Source organism: Bradyrhizobium sp. sGM-13 (genome assembly GCF_018398875.1).
In the GTDB taxonomy this organism is placed as follows: domain Bacteria; phylum Pseudomonadota; class Alphaproteobacteria; order Rhizobiales; family Xanthobacteraceae; genus Bradyrhizobium.
Window position 1 is genome coordinate 68,242 of record NZ_JAGWDK010000021.1, and the last position, 13,487, is coordinate 81,728.

Here is a 13,487-nt window from a genome sequence, read left to right on the forward strand (position 1 = left end):
TTGAAACCAAAAGGCCGTTTTCTAATTTTTTTGCTGCCGCCGCTGGGCGGCGGTCTGGGCGCCTGATGGGCCCGGCCTTGAGACGGGCACCGGTCGTGTCCGGTGCCGCTCGTATCCAACTTGCTCCATGGAGGATTTGGCTATGCGCACATACGATTTCTCACCCCTCTGGCGCTCGACCATCGGCTTCGACCGCCTTTTTGACCTCGTCGAGACCGCGCAACGCGCCGGCGAGGATAATTACCCTCCCTATAACATCGAGCGGCTGGGCGAAGACCGGTATCAGATTTCGCTGGCCATCGCCGGCTTCGCAGTCGACGAGATCTCCGTGACTGCCGAGCAGAACACGGTGACGATCGAAGGCCGCAAGGCCGAGAAGGAGCAGCGCGAATATCTCTACCAGGGCATCTCCGCGCGTCCCTTCAAGCGCCAGTTCAGCCTTGCCGATCATGTGCAGGTGAAGAGCGCGTCGTTCGAGCACGGCCTGCTGCGGATCGAACTGTTCCGGGAAGTCCCGGAGGCGATGAAGCCACGCCGCATCGCGATCAACGGCGCAGCGCCGAGCAACGTTCAGCAGATCGAGGCGAAGGCGGCCTAAAGCCCGCCACGCCTCCCAAAGGGACCAAAGGCTCCCGCCCGAACATGCCGGGCGGGAAGCGTTTCCCAATTTGGGGAGGACAAGCTGATGATCGACCAGACAGATAACGTGTTTGATCTGAATGCTGTGCTGCATCCGGGAGCCGTGTTCGATCACCCGCGCGACGTGGTCGCCGACAGGACGCTTTCGCTCGCCGAAAAGCGCGCGATCCTGGCGTCCTGGGCTTCAGATGCGGCGGCGGTCGCTTCAAATCCTGCGCTGCGCGAGCTGGCAGGCACAAGGCGCATCGTGACGATCGATGAGGTTCTCGAAGCGCTCTCGATGCTCGACCCCAAACCGTCGGGATCACCCGGCGGCAAGCCGATGCGGCAAAAATCCACTTCACGCGTGGCGCTGGCGGCGTAGGCCACAAGCGACCATCACCCCGAAAAAAGTTGCGGCCACCCTTTGGGGGAAGGGTGGCCGCGCGCGAACCGGTCTGGGACGGGGAGGGGTGGGGATGTGACCGGGTCGCGGGTTCGTAAAATCCTTTGTTCGTTATCGATCGCGTGACGAGGCGGTGGCAACCGCCGGGCGGCTGTCACCGAGCGAGACCCATACGTTCGGGTCGCTCTGCGACTGACGCTTGACGAAGCGGTAGCCGGTCTCGGTCCAGGCCAGGACGTTTTCGTTCTGGTTGTCGAGAACGAACTCGCCCTTGTCGCTCTTCACCGTCAGCACTGCGTGGCCTTCGCCCTTCTTGTCGCGCACCACCGTGATCAGCAGCGCCTCGCGCGGCCATCCGGCGTCGATCAGCATCTTGCGCTTCAGAAGCACATAGTCCTCGCAGTCACCGTAACCGTCCGTCGGCAACGACCATTTCTCGATCACGCCCCAATGATCCATGTCGGTGATCGGCTTGATGGCCTCATTGACCCACTTGTTGACCCGCAGCAGATCCCGCCACGCCGTCTGCGACATCACGATGTCGCGCGGCTGTGACGCGCCGCGGCATTCGCTCGCGTTCTCGGCGCAGAATTCGACCCAGCCGATTGGCGAACGCGCGGTATCGCCAAGGCTGGCATAGAGCGCGTCGCCGGCTTTCGCCGAGACGCTCATCGAAGCGTTCATCCCTATCAGGACGGCGATCACCGCCAGTCCCTTCCCCTGTCCCCTGAACAACATTGTGGCCCCCGTTTCTTGTTGGGACCACGTTTCGCACAAAGGATTTGCGCCGCCGCTAAGTCAGGCAAGTACATTTGACGTGAATACTAGTAAAGCTAGCGACGAATTCGATCTATACTTGAATCGAATTCGAATAAAATTTGAAACAACTGCAATTGATTCAAACTTTACGGATTAATGCCTGTGGCGCTGCAATAGCAGGGGATGTGCGGGCAAAAGCGCCCCGCGTTAACCGACTTTAGCGGGTGCCGGACGGTGAGAAGGCGGCATCCGGCAACCCGGATACCGCCTTGGGGGCTGAAAAATCAGGGATTTTTGGCGGCTGGCGCTTTACCGCGCGGTAACCGCGTCTTCGAGCGTCTCGGCGACTTGCTCGTGGATGAACTCGAGCGCGAACCCCTCTTCGAGGTTTCGCACCACGCGGGACTGCACCTTGCCGAGCATGACCAGCGACTTCAGCGGCGGGCGGTTCTCCGCGGCGATCGCAGCGCCCGACAGTGACAGGTCGATGATGCGGCAGGTCATCTTGCTGCCGTCCTCGAGGGTCAGTAGCGCGATCGGGTTGCGCGGCACGATGCGGTCGTGGCGGCGGTCTTCGGGCAGATTGAGGATATCGCGGTTGGCGAGCCAGGTGAGCTGGGCGGCGAGCTTGTCGCGCTTGCGCGCGGTGGCGCCGACCGTCATGGCAAAACCGTTGTCGATAATGCGGGTGATTTTGCCCTCGACCCGGCCGATATGGTCGAGATAGGCGATCACGCGGTCGCCGACATTGCCGATGCCGGGCGCCAGCAGCGCCAGCCCCCCCGGCGACATGTTAATAATCTGGCAAGGAAATTCGCGGCGATCCGGCAGCATGTAGCGGCCGAGCAAGTGAACCTTGACGCGCTGGAAGCGCCGCCGCTCCTCCGCGGACGGCACAGTGGTAGTTTTCTTTTGCGCAAACGACATCTTCGCCACCAGACAGCCGGTCCTTCGGCGTCAGCAAGACCCTAAGGCCGACAGGGTTAACGATGTGTTAGCGCTGGTTGCATGAGGGGCGGGCAATCACGCGGCCTGCGGTCGCGGCGCAACAATCCGGTTGTATCCCCATAACAATACTGGACAGGCAAGCAGGGCCACCGTCCCGAAGTCGAATGCCGCCGCTGCGCTGCCGCTCCATTTGGCGATGGCGCCGGCAACCGCTGGGCCGAGCATCATTGCGGCGTAAAAGACGGTGTAGAAAATACCCATCCCGATCGCACGCGTCTGAGGCTGCAACACGTGTGCGGGCAGGCTCATGATCGGCCCTGCGGGCAGGGCGCTGATCAAGCCTATCGTGATTACGAGGGGAAGCACTGCCGTGCTGCGAGGCAGCACGAGCATCAATAGCGCGAACACGACGCACCCGATGACAAGCACCGATTGCGGTCGCTTGGTCCAATCGGCCAGAAATCCGCCGACTGTTCCGCTGAACGCCGCGAGCCACAGCACGACGCTGATTGCCGAGCCAGCCGCCGTGATCGTCCAGCCGCGTTCGACCAGCAGGGTGGGGCCGAAACTGAAAATCGTCGCGAACCCGATGTTGAAGAGGCCCCAGGTCAGACCGGCGATGATCACGGCAAAGAGGGTGTTGCGGTCGAACCGTGAGGCGGCCGAAGGCGCGGCTGCTGCGGTTGACGGAGATCGATAGACCACAACAAGAAGCAGCATGCCGAGGGCGATCAGCGCGGCAATCGAAAGATAGGCCGCGCCGACGCCATAGGCGGTGCCGATTGCGGGCAAGGTCAAGAGCGATATGGCGATGCCGGCCGGCCACGAATTGACGAAGATGGCCATCGCGGTCGCGATTTCCTTGCCGGCGAACCAGTCGGTCACCATTTTCGTCAGCAAGACGTTGAGCAAGACGCCGCCACCGCCGGCGATCAGCCGTCCTGCGATCTGCCAGCCCCAGGACTCCGAGACCACCATGACCACCTGGCCGATCAACATCAGCACCAGCGCACCTGACACGGTGGCCTTGTCGCCAAGCCTTTTTCCGATCGCGCCGCCCGGCAACGAAAGCGCGACTCCCGGCGTGAAATAGAGGCCGATCAGGAGTCCGATATCGGCGAGGGTGGCATCGAATTTGGTGCCGAGCAGCGGCGCAACCGCAGCGACGCTCTGAAACTGGAACGCCATGGTGAGCCGCACGGTGAACAGAACGGCCAGAATGCCCCAGCGATTGCTCAACGCTCGCTCCTCGACCGGGTAGACCGACACTGCGTCGATGCTGGCGCAGTTATTGCGGGTCGCCTATTTCCGTACCAGTTGATTAAGGTCCTGCTTGATTGTGTTCAGCAGCGCTCCAACCGTTTTTGCCGGAATGCAAGTTGCTCCGGAGCAACTTCAACCGGACGCGCACGCATAGCGGTTCGAACCTGCGGACGCCTCGGAACTACAGAACGCACAGGTTCTTCAGCGTGCGGCTCGCTTGGACGAACTCGCCGTGCAACACGTCATTGCGCCGTCCCATCAGCCAGAGGATCGCCCAATAGGATAGTGCGAGAAAAATTACGCAGAAAATACCGATCTCAAACATAGCTCACATCCAATGGGCCAAGTATCTCTGGCAACAGGGATTTCGGTCAAGTCTGCGAGAGGCCATTGTGCTTCGCATCGCTGCTTCGGTACGATTGGGGTTACCTGTCGCGCCCGACCGGGCCGGCCCAAATGTCAGCAGGCGGAGGAATAGATGCCCGGAGTGAAGCGAGAGCGCGACGGCAAGGTCAGCGTGCTGGTACTTGATGAGCCCGACACCCTGAACGCGATGACGCCCGCTCTGCTGGGGGACCTCGCCACTGCCATTGGTGAAGTTAACGATGACCCGCAGGTGAGGGCGTTGGTGCTGACGGGCGCCGGGCGCGGCTTCTGCTCGGGCCAGAACCTCAAGGCGGCGCAAATCCTGGGCGACGACATCGCGGCCGGCGTGATGAAATATTACTGGCCGACGTTCAGGGCGCTACGCCAATGCCGCGTGCCGGTCGTGGTCGCGGTCAACGGCGTTGCGGCGGGCGGCGGATTCAGTCTTGCGATGGCGGGCGACATGATTGTTGCCGCACGTTCGGCTCGCTTCATTCAGGTGTTCAGCCGCATCGCGCTGGTGCCCGATCTCGGCTCGACCTGGCTGTTGCCGCGCCTCGTCGGCCGGCAACGCGCGCTCGAATTGATGATGACCAACGAGCCGCTGTCTGCCGATCTCGCGAAGGAGTGGGGACTGGTCCGCGAAGTGTTCGACGATGCGGCGCTTCGTGACGGGGCGCTTGAGCTGGCGCGCCGGCTCGCTGATGGCCCGACGCGGGCGCTGGTCGCGACGCGCCGCCTGATCGACGAGAGCGAACACGCCAGCTATGCCGACCAGTTCCGCCGCGAGATCGAAACGCAGGCGGAAATTCGCCTGAGTGCGGACGCGGTGGAAGGGCGCAAGGCCTTCCTCGAGAAACGTGCGGCGGTGTTTACTGGACGCTGAGGCGGAAACTCAACCGACCTGGCCGACGAACTGCTGCAGTTCCGGGGTTCGCGGCGCGGCGAAGACCTCTTTCGGCACGCCTTCCTCATGCACCTTGCCGTGATGCATGAAGACGAGCTTGGTGCCGACGTCGCGGGCGAAGCGCATCTCGTGTGTCACCAGAATGAGCGTCATACCCTCGCGCGCCAATTGCTCGACCACGCGCAGCACCTCGTTGACCAGTTCGGGGTCGAGAGCGGACGTGATCTCATCGCACAGCAACACCTTCGGCCGCATCGCCAGCGATCGCGCGATCGCGACGCGCTGCTGCTGGCCGCCGGAAAGCTCGCTCGGATAGGCGTCCATCTTTTCCGACAGACCCACCTTCGCCAGCACTTCGGCGGCGGTGGCGCGGGCCTCGGCCTTCGAGACCTTATTGACGACGGTGGGCGCCAGCATCACGTTCTCGGCGGCCGTCAGGTGCGGAAACAGGTTGAACTGCTGGAACACCATGCCGACATGGCGGCGCAGTTCGCGCAGATTGGTGTTGGCGCCGGCGACCTCGATGCCATCAGCGACGATGCTGCCGGATTGATAGGTCTCCAGACCGTTGATGCAGCGGAGCAGGGTGCTCTTGCCGGAGCCGGAGCGGCCGATGATCGCCACCACGTCGCCCTTGGCGATGTCGAGCGAGACGCCTTTCAGCACCTCATTCGGGCCAAAACTCTTCCTGACGTCACGGATGCTAACGAGCGACATTGAGGCGGCCTTCGATTTTCTTCGCCCACCAGGACAGCGGGAAACACAGACAGAAATAGATCAGCGCGACCAGCGAGTAGACCAGGAACGGGCGGAAGGTCGCATTGTTGAGCATGGTGCCGGCCTTGGTCAGCTCGACGAAGCCGATGATCGAGGCGAGCGCGGTGCCCTTGATTACCTGCACCGAAAACCCGACGGTCGGCGCCACCGCGATGCGCGAGGCCTGTGGCAGGATGACGTAGCGCATCTGTTCGATGTAGCTGAGTGCGAGGCTGGAGGAGGCCTCCCATTGGCCTTTCGGGATCGCTTCGACGCAGCCGCGCCAGATCTCGGTCAGGAACGCGCTGGTCCAGAACGTCAGCGCCAGCGTCGCGGCCATCCACGGCGAAACCTCGACGCCAAACAGCGCGATGCCGAAGAAGAACAGGAACAACTGCATCAGTAGCGGCGTGCCCTGGAAGAACTCGATGTAGATCTTGGTGAACCATTCCAGCGGCGCGATCCGCGAGGTGCGCATGAACAGCAGCACCAGCCCGACGATGCCGCCGCAGAAGAAGGCGATCAGCGACAGCACGATGGTCCACTGCGTGGCAATCAAGAGGTTGGAGAGGATGTCCCAGAAGCTGAACTGCAGCATGGTTCACCTCGCCTTGAAGATGACGCGACCGAGCGCCCGCAGGAGCGAACGCGTCAGCATCGCCAGCAGGAGGTAGGCCAGCGCGACCAACAGGTAGACCTCGAAGTTGCGGAAGTTTCGCGAGGCGATGTAATTCGCGGCATAGGTGAGGTCTTCCGCCGAAATCTGCGACACCACCGCCGAGCCCAGCATCACGATGATGATCTGCGACGATAGGGCTGGATAGATTTTTCGGAACGCCTGGTTCAGCACGATGTGGCGCAGCACCTCCCATTTGCTCATCGCAAGGCTCAGGCCGGCCTCGATATGGCCCTTCGGAACCGCCTCGATGCCGGCGCGGATGATCTCGGTCGAGTAGGCGCCGAGATTGATTACCATGGCGAGGAAGGCGGCGGTGGTCTCGCTGAGTTTCAGCCCGAGCGCCGGCAGGCCGAAGAAGATGAAGAACAACTGCACGATAAACGGCGTGTTGCGGATCAATTCCACGTACACAGCGACGATACGGCCCAGCCAGCCAGGCCCGAAGGTGCGCGCCGCGGCGCCCGCGGTGCCGACCGCGATGCCGACGACCGTCGACACGATCGTCAGCACGATCGTGAAGACCAGCCCATACAGCAGCACGTTCCAGTACGGCAGCAGTTCGGCGAATTGCAGTTTGTAAGACACTGCGCGCCTCGGCGTTACGTCAGAAGCCGGGCGGTAGCGGTGCTTTCAGCCACTTCTCCGACAGTTTGCCGATGTCGCCAGATGCCTTCGCCTTGGTGATGATCTCGTTGATCTTGGCGAGCAGCGCCGGCTCGTTCTTGTTGAGCCCGACGTAGCAGGGGCTATCCTTGATCACGAATTTCAAAGTCGGCGCGCGGGCCGGGACCTTCTCGGCGATCGCGGCCGCGACCGTGTTGCCGGTGGCGATCAGATCGACCTGGCCGGACACGAAGGCCGCGATGGTGGCGTTGTTGTCCTCGAAACGCTTGATGGTCGCATCCGGCGGGGCGGAGGCGGTCAGCGCCTGCTCCTCGATCGCGCCGCGGGTGGCGCCGATGGTCTTGCCCTTGAGGTCGGCCGCGCTTGTCACCGTGATCGCCTTGGTGCCGAACACGCCGGAGAAGAACGGTGCATAGGCGATCGAGAAGTCGATGACCTTTTCGCGCTCCTCGTTCTTGCCGAGGCTGGAAATCACCAGGTCGGCCTTGTTGGTCTGCAAATAGGGAATGCGGTTGGCGCTGGTCACCGGAATGATTTCGGTCTTCACCCCGAGTTCCTTGCCGATCAGATTGGCCATGTCGATGTCGTAGCCCTGCGGCTTGAGATCGAGCCCGGCGGAGCCGAATGGCGCAAAATCCTGCGGCACGGCGATCTTGATCACCTTGGACTTCATGATCGAATCAAGGGCGTCGGCATGGGCCTGCGTCGCCACCGCGGCAATGGCCAGTGCGGCGGCAAGCATCAGTCTCTTGAACAGCATACTTAGGATCTCCGAGGTTACGGCGAATACGCGCCTCCGAGATTTTCTCTCGGTGCGTCTCATTCAGCGGACGTGGCCCGGCTCCACGTCGCAGTTCGACCCTGCCTGACGCCTCGCATTTAGGCAATGCTTGGCCGTGCTTTTTGGAGGCTTTTTGTGGGTCGGTTTCGAGCATGATCACGTGACCATGCGTTGGGCTGCAGCGTTTGACATACCCGACGGTTCGTGACTACCGCAGGCCCTCATAGACCATGAAGCCGCGCGCGATCGCGAGCTTGCGCAAGGCGCGCGGGACGAATTTTTGCGGCCGATGCAGATAGCGCCACGACGTCACCTTGAAATCGCTGATCGTGCCGAGATCGCTTTCGAACGGCGCCAGCAATCCGGTCAGGCTGATCGGCGCATGCGCGCGGTTGTTGAAAGGCAGCAGCAGCAACTCGAGATGCGCCGTCGTACCATCTTGCGAAGTCGCGGTGATGCCGGCAATCGCCGCCAGCATTTCTTCGGCGACGTAGCTGATGATGTCCTCGATCTCGCGGCGGCTGTCCGGAGTGAACAGCGCCGAGAAACTCGTGTCCTTCAGGTCGCGGCCGAGCAGGGCGCAGACCCGCGTCCCGGCGACACGAAACGGATAGCCGGCCTCGTTGTCGTAGGACAGCACGAAGATGTCGCCGAGCAGCTCGCGCACCGCGCCGGGTTCGATCTCGCTACGGTCCGGTGCCCGCGCGTCGCCGCGTTTCGCGTCCCAATAGGCGAAGAACTCGCGGCTCGATGGGTGTTTCATGCTGACCTTTTCCCCGGCTTGCCTTGGCGGGACACATCTGTCCCGCTCTTGCGCAACACGCCTTCCCTTGTTCGTTGTGCAGGACAGGCTCTGCAGCGTCCATGCCGGGGACGCTATTTGGTCGCGTGGGGCGCGGCTTTGCGTTGTTAACGTTAAATTAACTATGAGGTTGGCGGTGGCGCTGTGGCGGGCTTAATGTGGAACGCATCAGGCAGCTCCGGCTTATCTGTCCGGCGCGGTTGGTACACAGGTGGCATCAAACAGTTTGGTCATCGCGAGGGAGGGGGCGGGGATGTGATCCCGGCTCCGGGCGCGAAAAGGCCAGCAAGACAAGGGAGGATGTTCTCAGCATCCTCCCTTTTTCGTTGGGCCTCGTGTCCCGGACGCGGGCGGCACGCAGTGACGCGACGCAGAGCCGGGATCCAGGCTGCCGCAGTGGGTCCCGGCTCTGCGGCGCACCGCCAAGGGGGCGCTGCGCCGCGTCCGGGACACGGGAATGCTGTGATTGTGCACTTGCACAGGGCAGGCAAAGCCGCCTATCTGGGCCCATACGACTCGAAGCCGCCAGCTAAGGTCCTGGACCCCTTGGAATCCCAGTCTTACTCATCCCCGGTCGAGCCGCCGGACGCCCCGCACGAGCCGATCTTGACGCTACCGGGCGCGCTCACGGCCTATATCGCACTGATCGCTGCGATTCATTTGCGGGTACTGCTGCCGGTTGATCTGGAAAACTGGACCATCGACGTCTTCGGCTTCATTCCGAAGCGATACGACTCTACCTTACTCAACATCACCTTTCCCGGCGGGGAGGGCGCCAAGGTATGGACCTTCGTCACCTATTCGCTGCTGCATGCCAATCTCAGCCATATCGGCTTCAACCTGTTGTGGCTGTTGCCGTTCGGCAGCGCGCTGGCGCGCCGGTTCGGTGCCGTCAGGTTCTTCGTCTTCATGGCGGTGACAGCCGCGGCGGGCGCCGTGGCGCATCTCGTCACCCATGAACACACGATCGCGCCAATGATCGGCGCCTCGGCCTCGGTATCCGGCGCCATGGCCGCCGCCATCCGGTTTGCCTTCGTGCGGGGAAGTTTTCTTTCGTTCCACCGGGGCGATGCGGATGTCGCCGCGAAGGTTCCGGCGCTGTCGCTTTCCCGGGCGTTGCGCAACGCGCGCGTACTCGGATTTCTGGCGGTGTGGTTCGGCGTCAACATCATCTTCGGCCTCGGATCAATCTCGATCGGCGCGGAAGGCGCCAGCGTTGCCTGGCAGGCGCACATCGGCGGATTTCTCGCCGGCCTGATGTTGTTTTCGCTGTTCGATCCGGTACCGCGTGCGACGCCGCATGCCGCGGATGCTTCATGGCCGGACGAGTCTGGCCGCGTCTGATCGCCGCTTGCGGCGAGGGGCGATTTCATTCATCATCCGCACCGGTTGTAACGCAAGCCAATGCCGCTGCCATGGATGACAGCCGCGCTTGTAGACCGCGCCTTGAGACGAAACCGGCGCGGAACTGTTGATTGAAGACTCACGAACAAGTCCGGCCCCTTGGGCACGAACGGATTCAGGGAGGCGACAATGACGGTACGTTCAATTCTCGACACCAAGGGCCATCAGATCACGAGCATCGAGCCGGACGCCAAGCTTTCGGCCGCGATCAAGATCCTTGGCGAACGCAAGATCGGCGCCGTGCTGGTGATGAACCAGGGACGCGTGGAGGGGATCCTTTCGGAGCGCGATATTGTCCGTGTGTTGGGCGAGCGCGGCGCCAGGGTGCTTGAGGAGCCGGTCAGCGAGGTCATGACGAGCAAGGTCGTAAGTTGCCGGCAGTCCGACACCGTCGCGGGGATCATGGAAATGATGACGCTCGGCAAGTTCAGGCATCTGCCCGTTATCGAGGACGGCAAGGTGGTTGGCCTGATATCGATCGGCGACATCGTCAAGCGCCGCGTCCAGGAATATGAGGCCGAGCAGGAAGCGCTGCGCGACTACATCAAGACGGCGTGAGCTTTTTTGACGCGTTTTCTTGGCGTGAGCCGGTGACCACCCTCGGATCACGTCCGAGGGCAAGCTTCGCTTGAGAACGCCACGCTATTCCTTGCCAGGCTTTTCGAGCGCCTTCTCGGCTTCGATCTGCGGCGGCGCCAGGATATGGATCGCCTCCTGGATCGAGTCGATCGCCCGCTCGGCCGCTTTCACGCCGTGGGCGATCAGATCGTCAGCGCGATGAAAATCGAACCAGCCGATCTTGCCGACGCGGGGCGAGATCAGGAGGTCTGGCGGATCGCCGGCAAGCCGAGCGCGGGTGATGCGGTCCTGCATGATGTTGAAGGCATCGACCATGACCGAGGAGATGCCCGGACGTCCGCCGCCACCGAAGAATTCACGCTTCATCGTGCGCTCGGCGGAGAAGAATTTTCCGATACCGCGTTTGCGCGGCTCGGGTTCGGGCAACGCTTCCGGCATCACCGATACCGAAACACCAGCCGTCTGGCCGTGGGAATAGATCGTCGTGGCGTGCGCGAAGACATCGCTGGAGAGATTGGCGGCGATCACGATTTCCGCGCCGAGCGCGCGCGCTGCCGACACCGGCACCGGATTGACCAGGGCGCCGTCAACCAGCCAGCGATCGCCAACCAGGATCGGCGAGAATATTCCCGGCAGCGCGTAGGAGGCACGCATCGCGTCTACCATTGGGCCATGGGTCAGCCAGATTTCGTGGCCGGTGCGCACTTCGGTCGCGACGGTGGCGAATTTCACCGGCAGATCCTCGATCAGGCTTTGGCCGAGCGCCGCCTCCAGTTGGGCCGCAAGCTTGGCGCCGCCGATCAGGCCCGAACCGTTCAGGCGGATATCGAGATAGGAGAGAACCGTTCGCGGCTGCAGGCTGCGTGCCCATTCTTCCAGCGTGTCGAGATGTCCGGCAGCATAGGCGCCGCCGACCACGGCTCCGATCGACGTTCCCACCACGACGTTGGGCATGATTCCGTGAGCCACCAGCGTCCGGACGATGCCGATATGGGCAAAGCCGCGTGCGGCGCCGCCACCCAGCGCAAGTCCGATCACTGGCCGGCGGATACTGCCGAGCCCTACCTTGTCTTGGGCATCGGAGCTCTTCTGGCCGCGGCCCATCCAGCTATCCAACACGCATGCTCTCCGGCTTCAACGATAACCGCCGCGGCGCCGCCGCGCCAGAATTGTCCATTCCAATCCGGATGCATGGTTTATGCCCGGCGAATGCCGGCCTAGGCAGGGAATGTGACTGGACCACGACCGCTGGATTAACATTGGGTCCCGGTGCGGGTTCCGCTAGCTCCGCTAGCAAGCGCCGCTCGCCAAACTTCGGCCACGAAGGCTTGAATTTGCCGCGTTTTAAGTGAAAAGCATGGCGATGATTTCGGGCGGCAACGGTATCGTAGGATACGGGCGGGGCAGACGGCCTTTTCCGGCGCTGGCGGTCGCCTTCACGCTGGTTGCTTTACTTCTTCCAGCCCCGGTCTCGGCCCAGTGGTTCTCGGACCGCCCGCCACCGGTGCCGCCCGCCGTGGTTCCGGACACCCAGACCGGGCCTGCCATGAATCTGGCGCCGCCACCGGGGACGGGGGCGATTCCAGCGCTTCCCGCGCCGCTGAACCAGCCGACCATCGTTCAGCCACAAGTCACCGCCGTGCCGCCGGTGGTACCGCCGCCGGGTGCGGCCACTGCAGGTCAGGGGGTGCTATCGCTGACGGCGCGCTACGGCAAGGATCTGCCTGTCATCAACGGCGGACTGGTGTGGCGGGTATTTGCCGACAAGCCCGACGATACCGGCACGTTCAAGCTGATTCGCGAGGAGCGCGGCGCGACACCGAACATCGTGCTGCCGCCCGGCAATTACGTCGTTCATGTCGCTCTCGGCCTGGTCAGCGCGGTGCGGGCGGTGAGCCTGAAAGCCGAGACGGACCGCGTGGCTTTCGTGCTTCCGGCCGGCGGACTGCGCATCGAAGGCCGCGTGGGCACCAGCAAGATTCCCCCGAACCAGATCTCGTTCGCGATCTACAAGGGCAGCCAATTCGAAGGCTCCGAACGCACCCCGCTGCTTCCGAACGTCGCCGCGGGCGACGTCGCGCTGCTGCCGGAGGGCACCTACTACATCATCTCCAACTATGGCGATGCCAATTCGGTGGTGCGCTCGGACATCCGCGTCCAGGCCGGCAAGCTGACGGACGTGACCGTCTCCCACCGCGCGGCGGTGATTACGCTGAAGCTGGTCAGCGACAGGGGCGGCGAGGCGCTCGCCAACACCGCATGGTCGGTGATCACGCCGGGCGGCGACGTCATCAAGGAATCGATCGGCGCGTTTCCGCGCGTGGTGCTGTCCGAAGGCGAGTACCGGGCGATTGCCAAGAACGAAGGCAAGGTGTTCGAGCGCTCCTTCAACGTCGTCAACGGCGTCGACGGCGAGGTCGAGGTCGTGGCGCGCTGATCGTTTGCGCGTTCGACTGTCATAGTCTCTAATGCCGACTAACCATCGTGCAACTTAAAACTGTCATAATCGCCACATCGGCGTACCGCTGCCGCAATTTTTACACGGCCTTAAACCCGGCTGCATTGGATGCCCCGGGATTGCGTGCGCGTAGCGGG

General features: G+C 62.8%; 16 protein-coding genes. 6 read left to right on the forward strand and 10 right to left on the reverse strand.

Annotation, left to right across the window (positions count from 1 at the left end; all coding sequences use genetic code 11):
- The first annotated feature begins 142 nt into the window (after window positions 1-142).
- Both KJQ96_RS27075 and KJQ96_RS27080 read left to right on the forward strand, forming a co-directional pair.
- The gene (locus tag KJQ96_RS27075) at window positions 143-598 is read left to right on the forward strand and encodes an Hsp20 family protein (protein ID WP_213289439.1); all 456 of its coding nucleotides are present in this window, start codon (window positions 143-145) and stop codon (window positions 596-598) included.
- Between the two features lie 87 nt (window positions 599-685).
- The gene (locus KJQ96_RS27080; protein ID WP_213289440.1) at window positions 686-1,003 is read left to right on the forward strand and encodes a hypothetical protein; all 318 of its coding nucleotides are present in this window, start codon (window positions 686-688) and stop codon (window positions 1,001-1,003) included.
- 132 nt (window positions 1,004-1,135) lie between these two features.
- Here the strand turns inward: KJQ96_RS27080 and KJQ96_RS27085 are convergent, their stop codons facing one another.
- From KJQ96_RS27085 to KJQ96_RS27100, 4 genes are all read right to left on the reverse strand, one after another.
- A complete protein-coding gene (locus KJQ96_RS27085; protein WP_213289441.1) occupies window positions 1,136-1,762 on the reverse strand; it encodes a transglutaminase-like cysteine peptidase in 627 nt (208 codons plus the stop codon).
- Window positions 1,763-2,092: 330 nt separating this feature from the next.
- Window positions 2,093-2,710 carry a PilZ domain-containing protein gene (locus tag KJQ96_RS27090; RefSeq protein ID WP_028349156.1) on the reverse strand — a complete coding sequence of 206 codons (618 nt, stop codon included), beginning with the start codon at window positions 2,708-2,710 and terminating at the stop codon, window positions 2,093-2,095.
- 96 nt (window positions 2,711-2,806) lie between these two features.
- A complete protein-coding gene (locus tag KJQ96_RS27095) occupies window positions 2,807-3,970 on the reverse strand; it encodes a CynX/NimT family MFS transporter (protein ID WP_213289442.1) in 1,164 nt (387 codons plus the stop codon).
- A 205-nt stretch (window positions 3,971-4,175) separates the two neighbouring features.
- On the reverse strand, window positions 4,176-4,319 hold the full coding sequence (locus tag KJQ96_RS27100) for a hypothetical protein (RefSeq protein WP_213289443.1): 144 nt from the start codon (window positions 4,317-4,319) through the stop codon (window positions 4,176-4,178).
- 153 nt (window positions 4,320-4,472) lie between these two features.
- Here KJQ96_RS27100 and KJQ96_RS27105 point away from each other — a divergent pair, with 153 nt between their 5' ends.
- On the forward strand, window positions 4,473-5,246 hold the full coding sequence (locus KJQ96_RS27105) for an enoyl-CoA hydratase-related protein (RefSeq protein WP_213289444.1): 774 nt from the start codon (window positions 4,473-4,475) through the stop codon (window positions 5,244-5,246).
- Between the two features lie 9 nt (window positions 5,247-5,255).
- Here the strand turns inward: KJQ96_RS27105 and KJQ96_RS27110 are convergent, their stop codons facing one another.
- The 5 genes from KJQ96_RS27110 to KJQ96_RS27130 form a co-directional block, all read right to left on the reverse strand.
- The gene (locus KJQ96_RS27110; protein ID WP_065748040.1) at window positions 5,256-5,984 is read right to left on the reverse strand and encodes an amino acid ABC transporter ATP-binding protein; all 729 of its coding nucleotides are present in this window, start codon (window positions 5,982-5,984) and stop codon (window positions 5,256-5,258) included.
- Window positions 5,971-6,621 (reverse strand): amino acid ABC transporter permease, encoded by a 651-nt coding sequence (locus KJQ96_RS27115; RefSeq protein ID WP_028349152.1) that lies wholly within the window; start codon window positions 6,619-6,621, stop codon window positions 5,971-5,973. The genes KJQ96_RS27110 and KJQ96_RS27115 overlap by 14 nt, the downstream gene beginning before the upstream one ends.
- A gap of 3 nt (window positions 6,622-6,624) precedes the next feature.
- Window positions 6,625-7,287, reverse strand: a complete 663-nt coding sequence (locus KJQ96_RS27120; protein ID WP_028349151.1) for an amino acid ABC transporter permease — start codon at window positions 7,285-7,287, stop codon at window positions 6,625-6,627.
- A gap of 19 nt (window positions 7,288-7,306) precedes the next feature.
- Window positions 7,307-8,086: a transporter substrate-binding domain-containing protein gene (locus tag KJQ96_RS27125; RefSeq protein WP_213289445.1), complete on the reverse strand. Its 780-nt coding sequence runs from the start codon at window positions 8,084-8,086 to the stop codon at window positions 7,307-7,309.
- Between the two features lie 229 nt (window positions 8,087-8,315).
- The gene (locus KJQ96_RS27130; protein WP_213289446.1) at window positions 8,316-8,870 is read right to left on the reverse strand and encodes a PAS domain-containing protein; all 555 of its coding nucleotides are present in this window, start codon (window positions 8,868-8,870) and stop codon (window positions 8,316-8,318) included.
- 585 nt (window positions 8,871-9,455) lie between these two features.
- On the opposite strand from KJQ96_RS27130, the gene KJQ96_RS27135 reads away from it, so the two are divergent.
- Window positions 9,456-10,253, forward strand: coding sequence for a rhomboid family intramembrane serine protease (locus KJQ96_RS27135; RefSeq protein WP_249734573.1), 798 nt, complete (start codon window positions 9,456-9,458; stop codon window positions 10,251-10,253).
- 189 nt (window positions 10,254-10,442) lie between these two features.
- The gene (locus KJQ96_RS27140; RefSeq protein WP_213289447.1) at window positions 10,443-10,871 is read left to right on the forward strand and encodes a CBS domain-containing protein; all 429 of its coding nucleotides are present in this window, start codon (window positions 10,443-10,445) and stop codon (window positions 10,869-10,871) included.
- Window positions 10,872-10,955: 84 nt separating this feature from the next.
- Here KJQ96_RS27140 and KJQ96_RS27145 read toward each other — a convergent pair whose 3' ends face one another.
- The gene (locus KJQ96_RS27145; RefSeq protein WP_375293206.1) at window positions 10,956-12,011 is read right to left on the reverse strand and encodes a patatin-like phospholipase family protein; all 1,056 of its coding nucleotides are present in this window, start codon (window positions 12,009-12,011) and stop codon (window positions 10,956-10,958) included.
- A 244-nt stretch (window positions 12,012-12,255) separates the two neighbouring features.
- On the opposite strand from KJQ96_RS27145, the gene KJQ96_RS27150 reads away from it, so the two are divergent.
- The gene (locus KJQ96_RS27150) at window positions 12,256-13,329 is read left to right on the forward strand and encodes a hypothetical protein (protein ID WP_213289499.1); all 1,074 of its coding nucleotides are present in this window, start codon (window positions 12,256-12,258) and stop codon (window positions 13,327-13,329) included.
- Window positions 13,330-13,487: the final 158 nt, after the last annotated feature.

Coding starts and splice junctions, on each gene's coding strand:
- KJQ96_RS27075 (WP_213289439.1), top strand. CDS start 143: ATGCGCACATACGATTTCTCACCCCTCTGGCGCTCGACCATCGGCTTC.
- KJQ96_RS27080 (WP_213289440.1), top strand. CDS start 686: ATGATCGACCAGACAGATAACGTGTTTGATCTGAATGCTGTGCTGCAT.
- KJQ96_RS27085 (WP_213289441.1), bottom strand. CDS start 1,762: ATGTTGTTCAGGGGACAGGGGAAGGGACTGGCGGTGATCGCCGTCCTG.
- KJQ96_RS27090 (WP_028349156.1), bottom strand. CDS start 2,710: ATGTCGTTTGCGCAAAAGAAAACTACCACTGTGCCGTCCGCGGAGGAG.
- KJQ96_RS27100 (WP_213289443.1), bottom strand. CDS start 4,319: ATGTTTGAGATCGGTATTTTCTGCGTAATTTTTCTCGCACTATCCTAT.
- KJQ96_RS27105 (WP_213289444.1), top strand. CDS start 4,473: ATGCCCGGAGTGAAGCGAGAGCGCGACGGCAAGGTCAGCGTGCTGGTA.
- KJQ96_RS27110 (WP_065748040.1), bottom strand. CDS start 5,984: ATGTCGCTCGTTAGCATCCGTGACGTCAGGAAGAGTTTTGGCCCGAAT.
- KJQ96_RS27115 (WP_028349152.1), bottom strand. CDS start 6,621: ATGCTGCAGTTCAGCTTCTGGGACATCCTCTCCAACCTCTTGATTGCC.
- KJQ96_RS27125 (WP_213289445.1), bottom strand. CDS start 8,086: ATGCTGTTCAAGAGACTGATGCTTGCCGCCGCACTGGCCATTGCCGCG.
- KJQ96_RS27130 (WP_213289446.1), bottom strand. CDS start 8,870: ATGAAACACCCATCGAGCCGCGAGTTCTTCGCCTATTGGGACGCGAAA.
- KJQ96_RS27140 (WP_213289447.1), top strand. CDS start 10,443: ATGACGGTACGTTCAATTCTCGACACCAAGGGCCATCAGATCACGAGC.
- KJQ96_RS27150 (WP_213289499.1), top strand. CDS start 12,256: ATGATTTCGGGCGGCAACGGTATCGTAGGATACGGGCGGGGCAGACGG.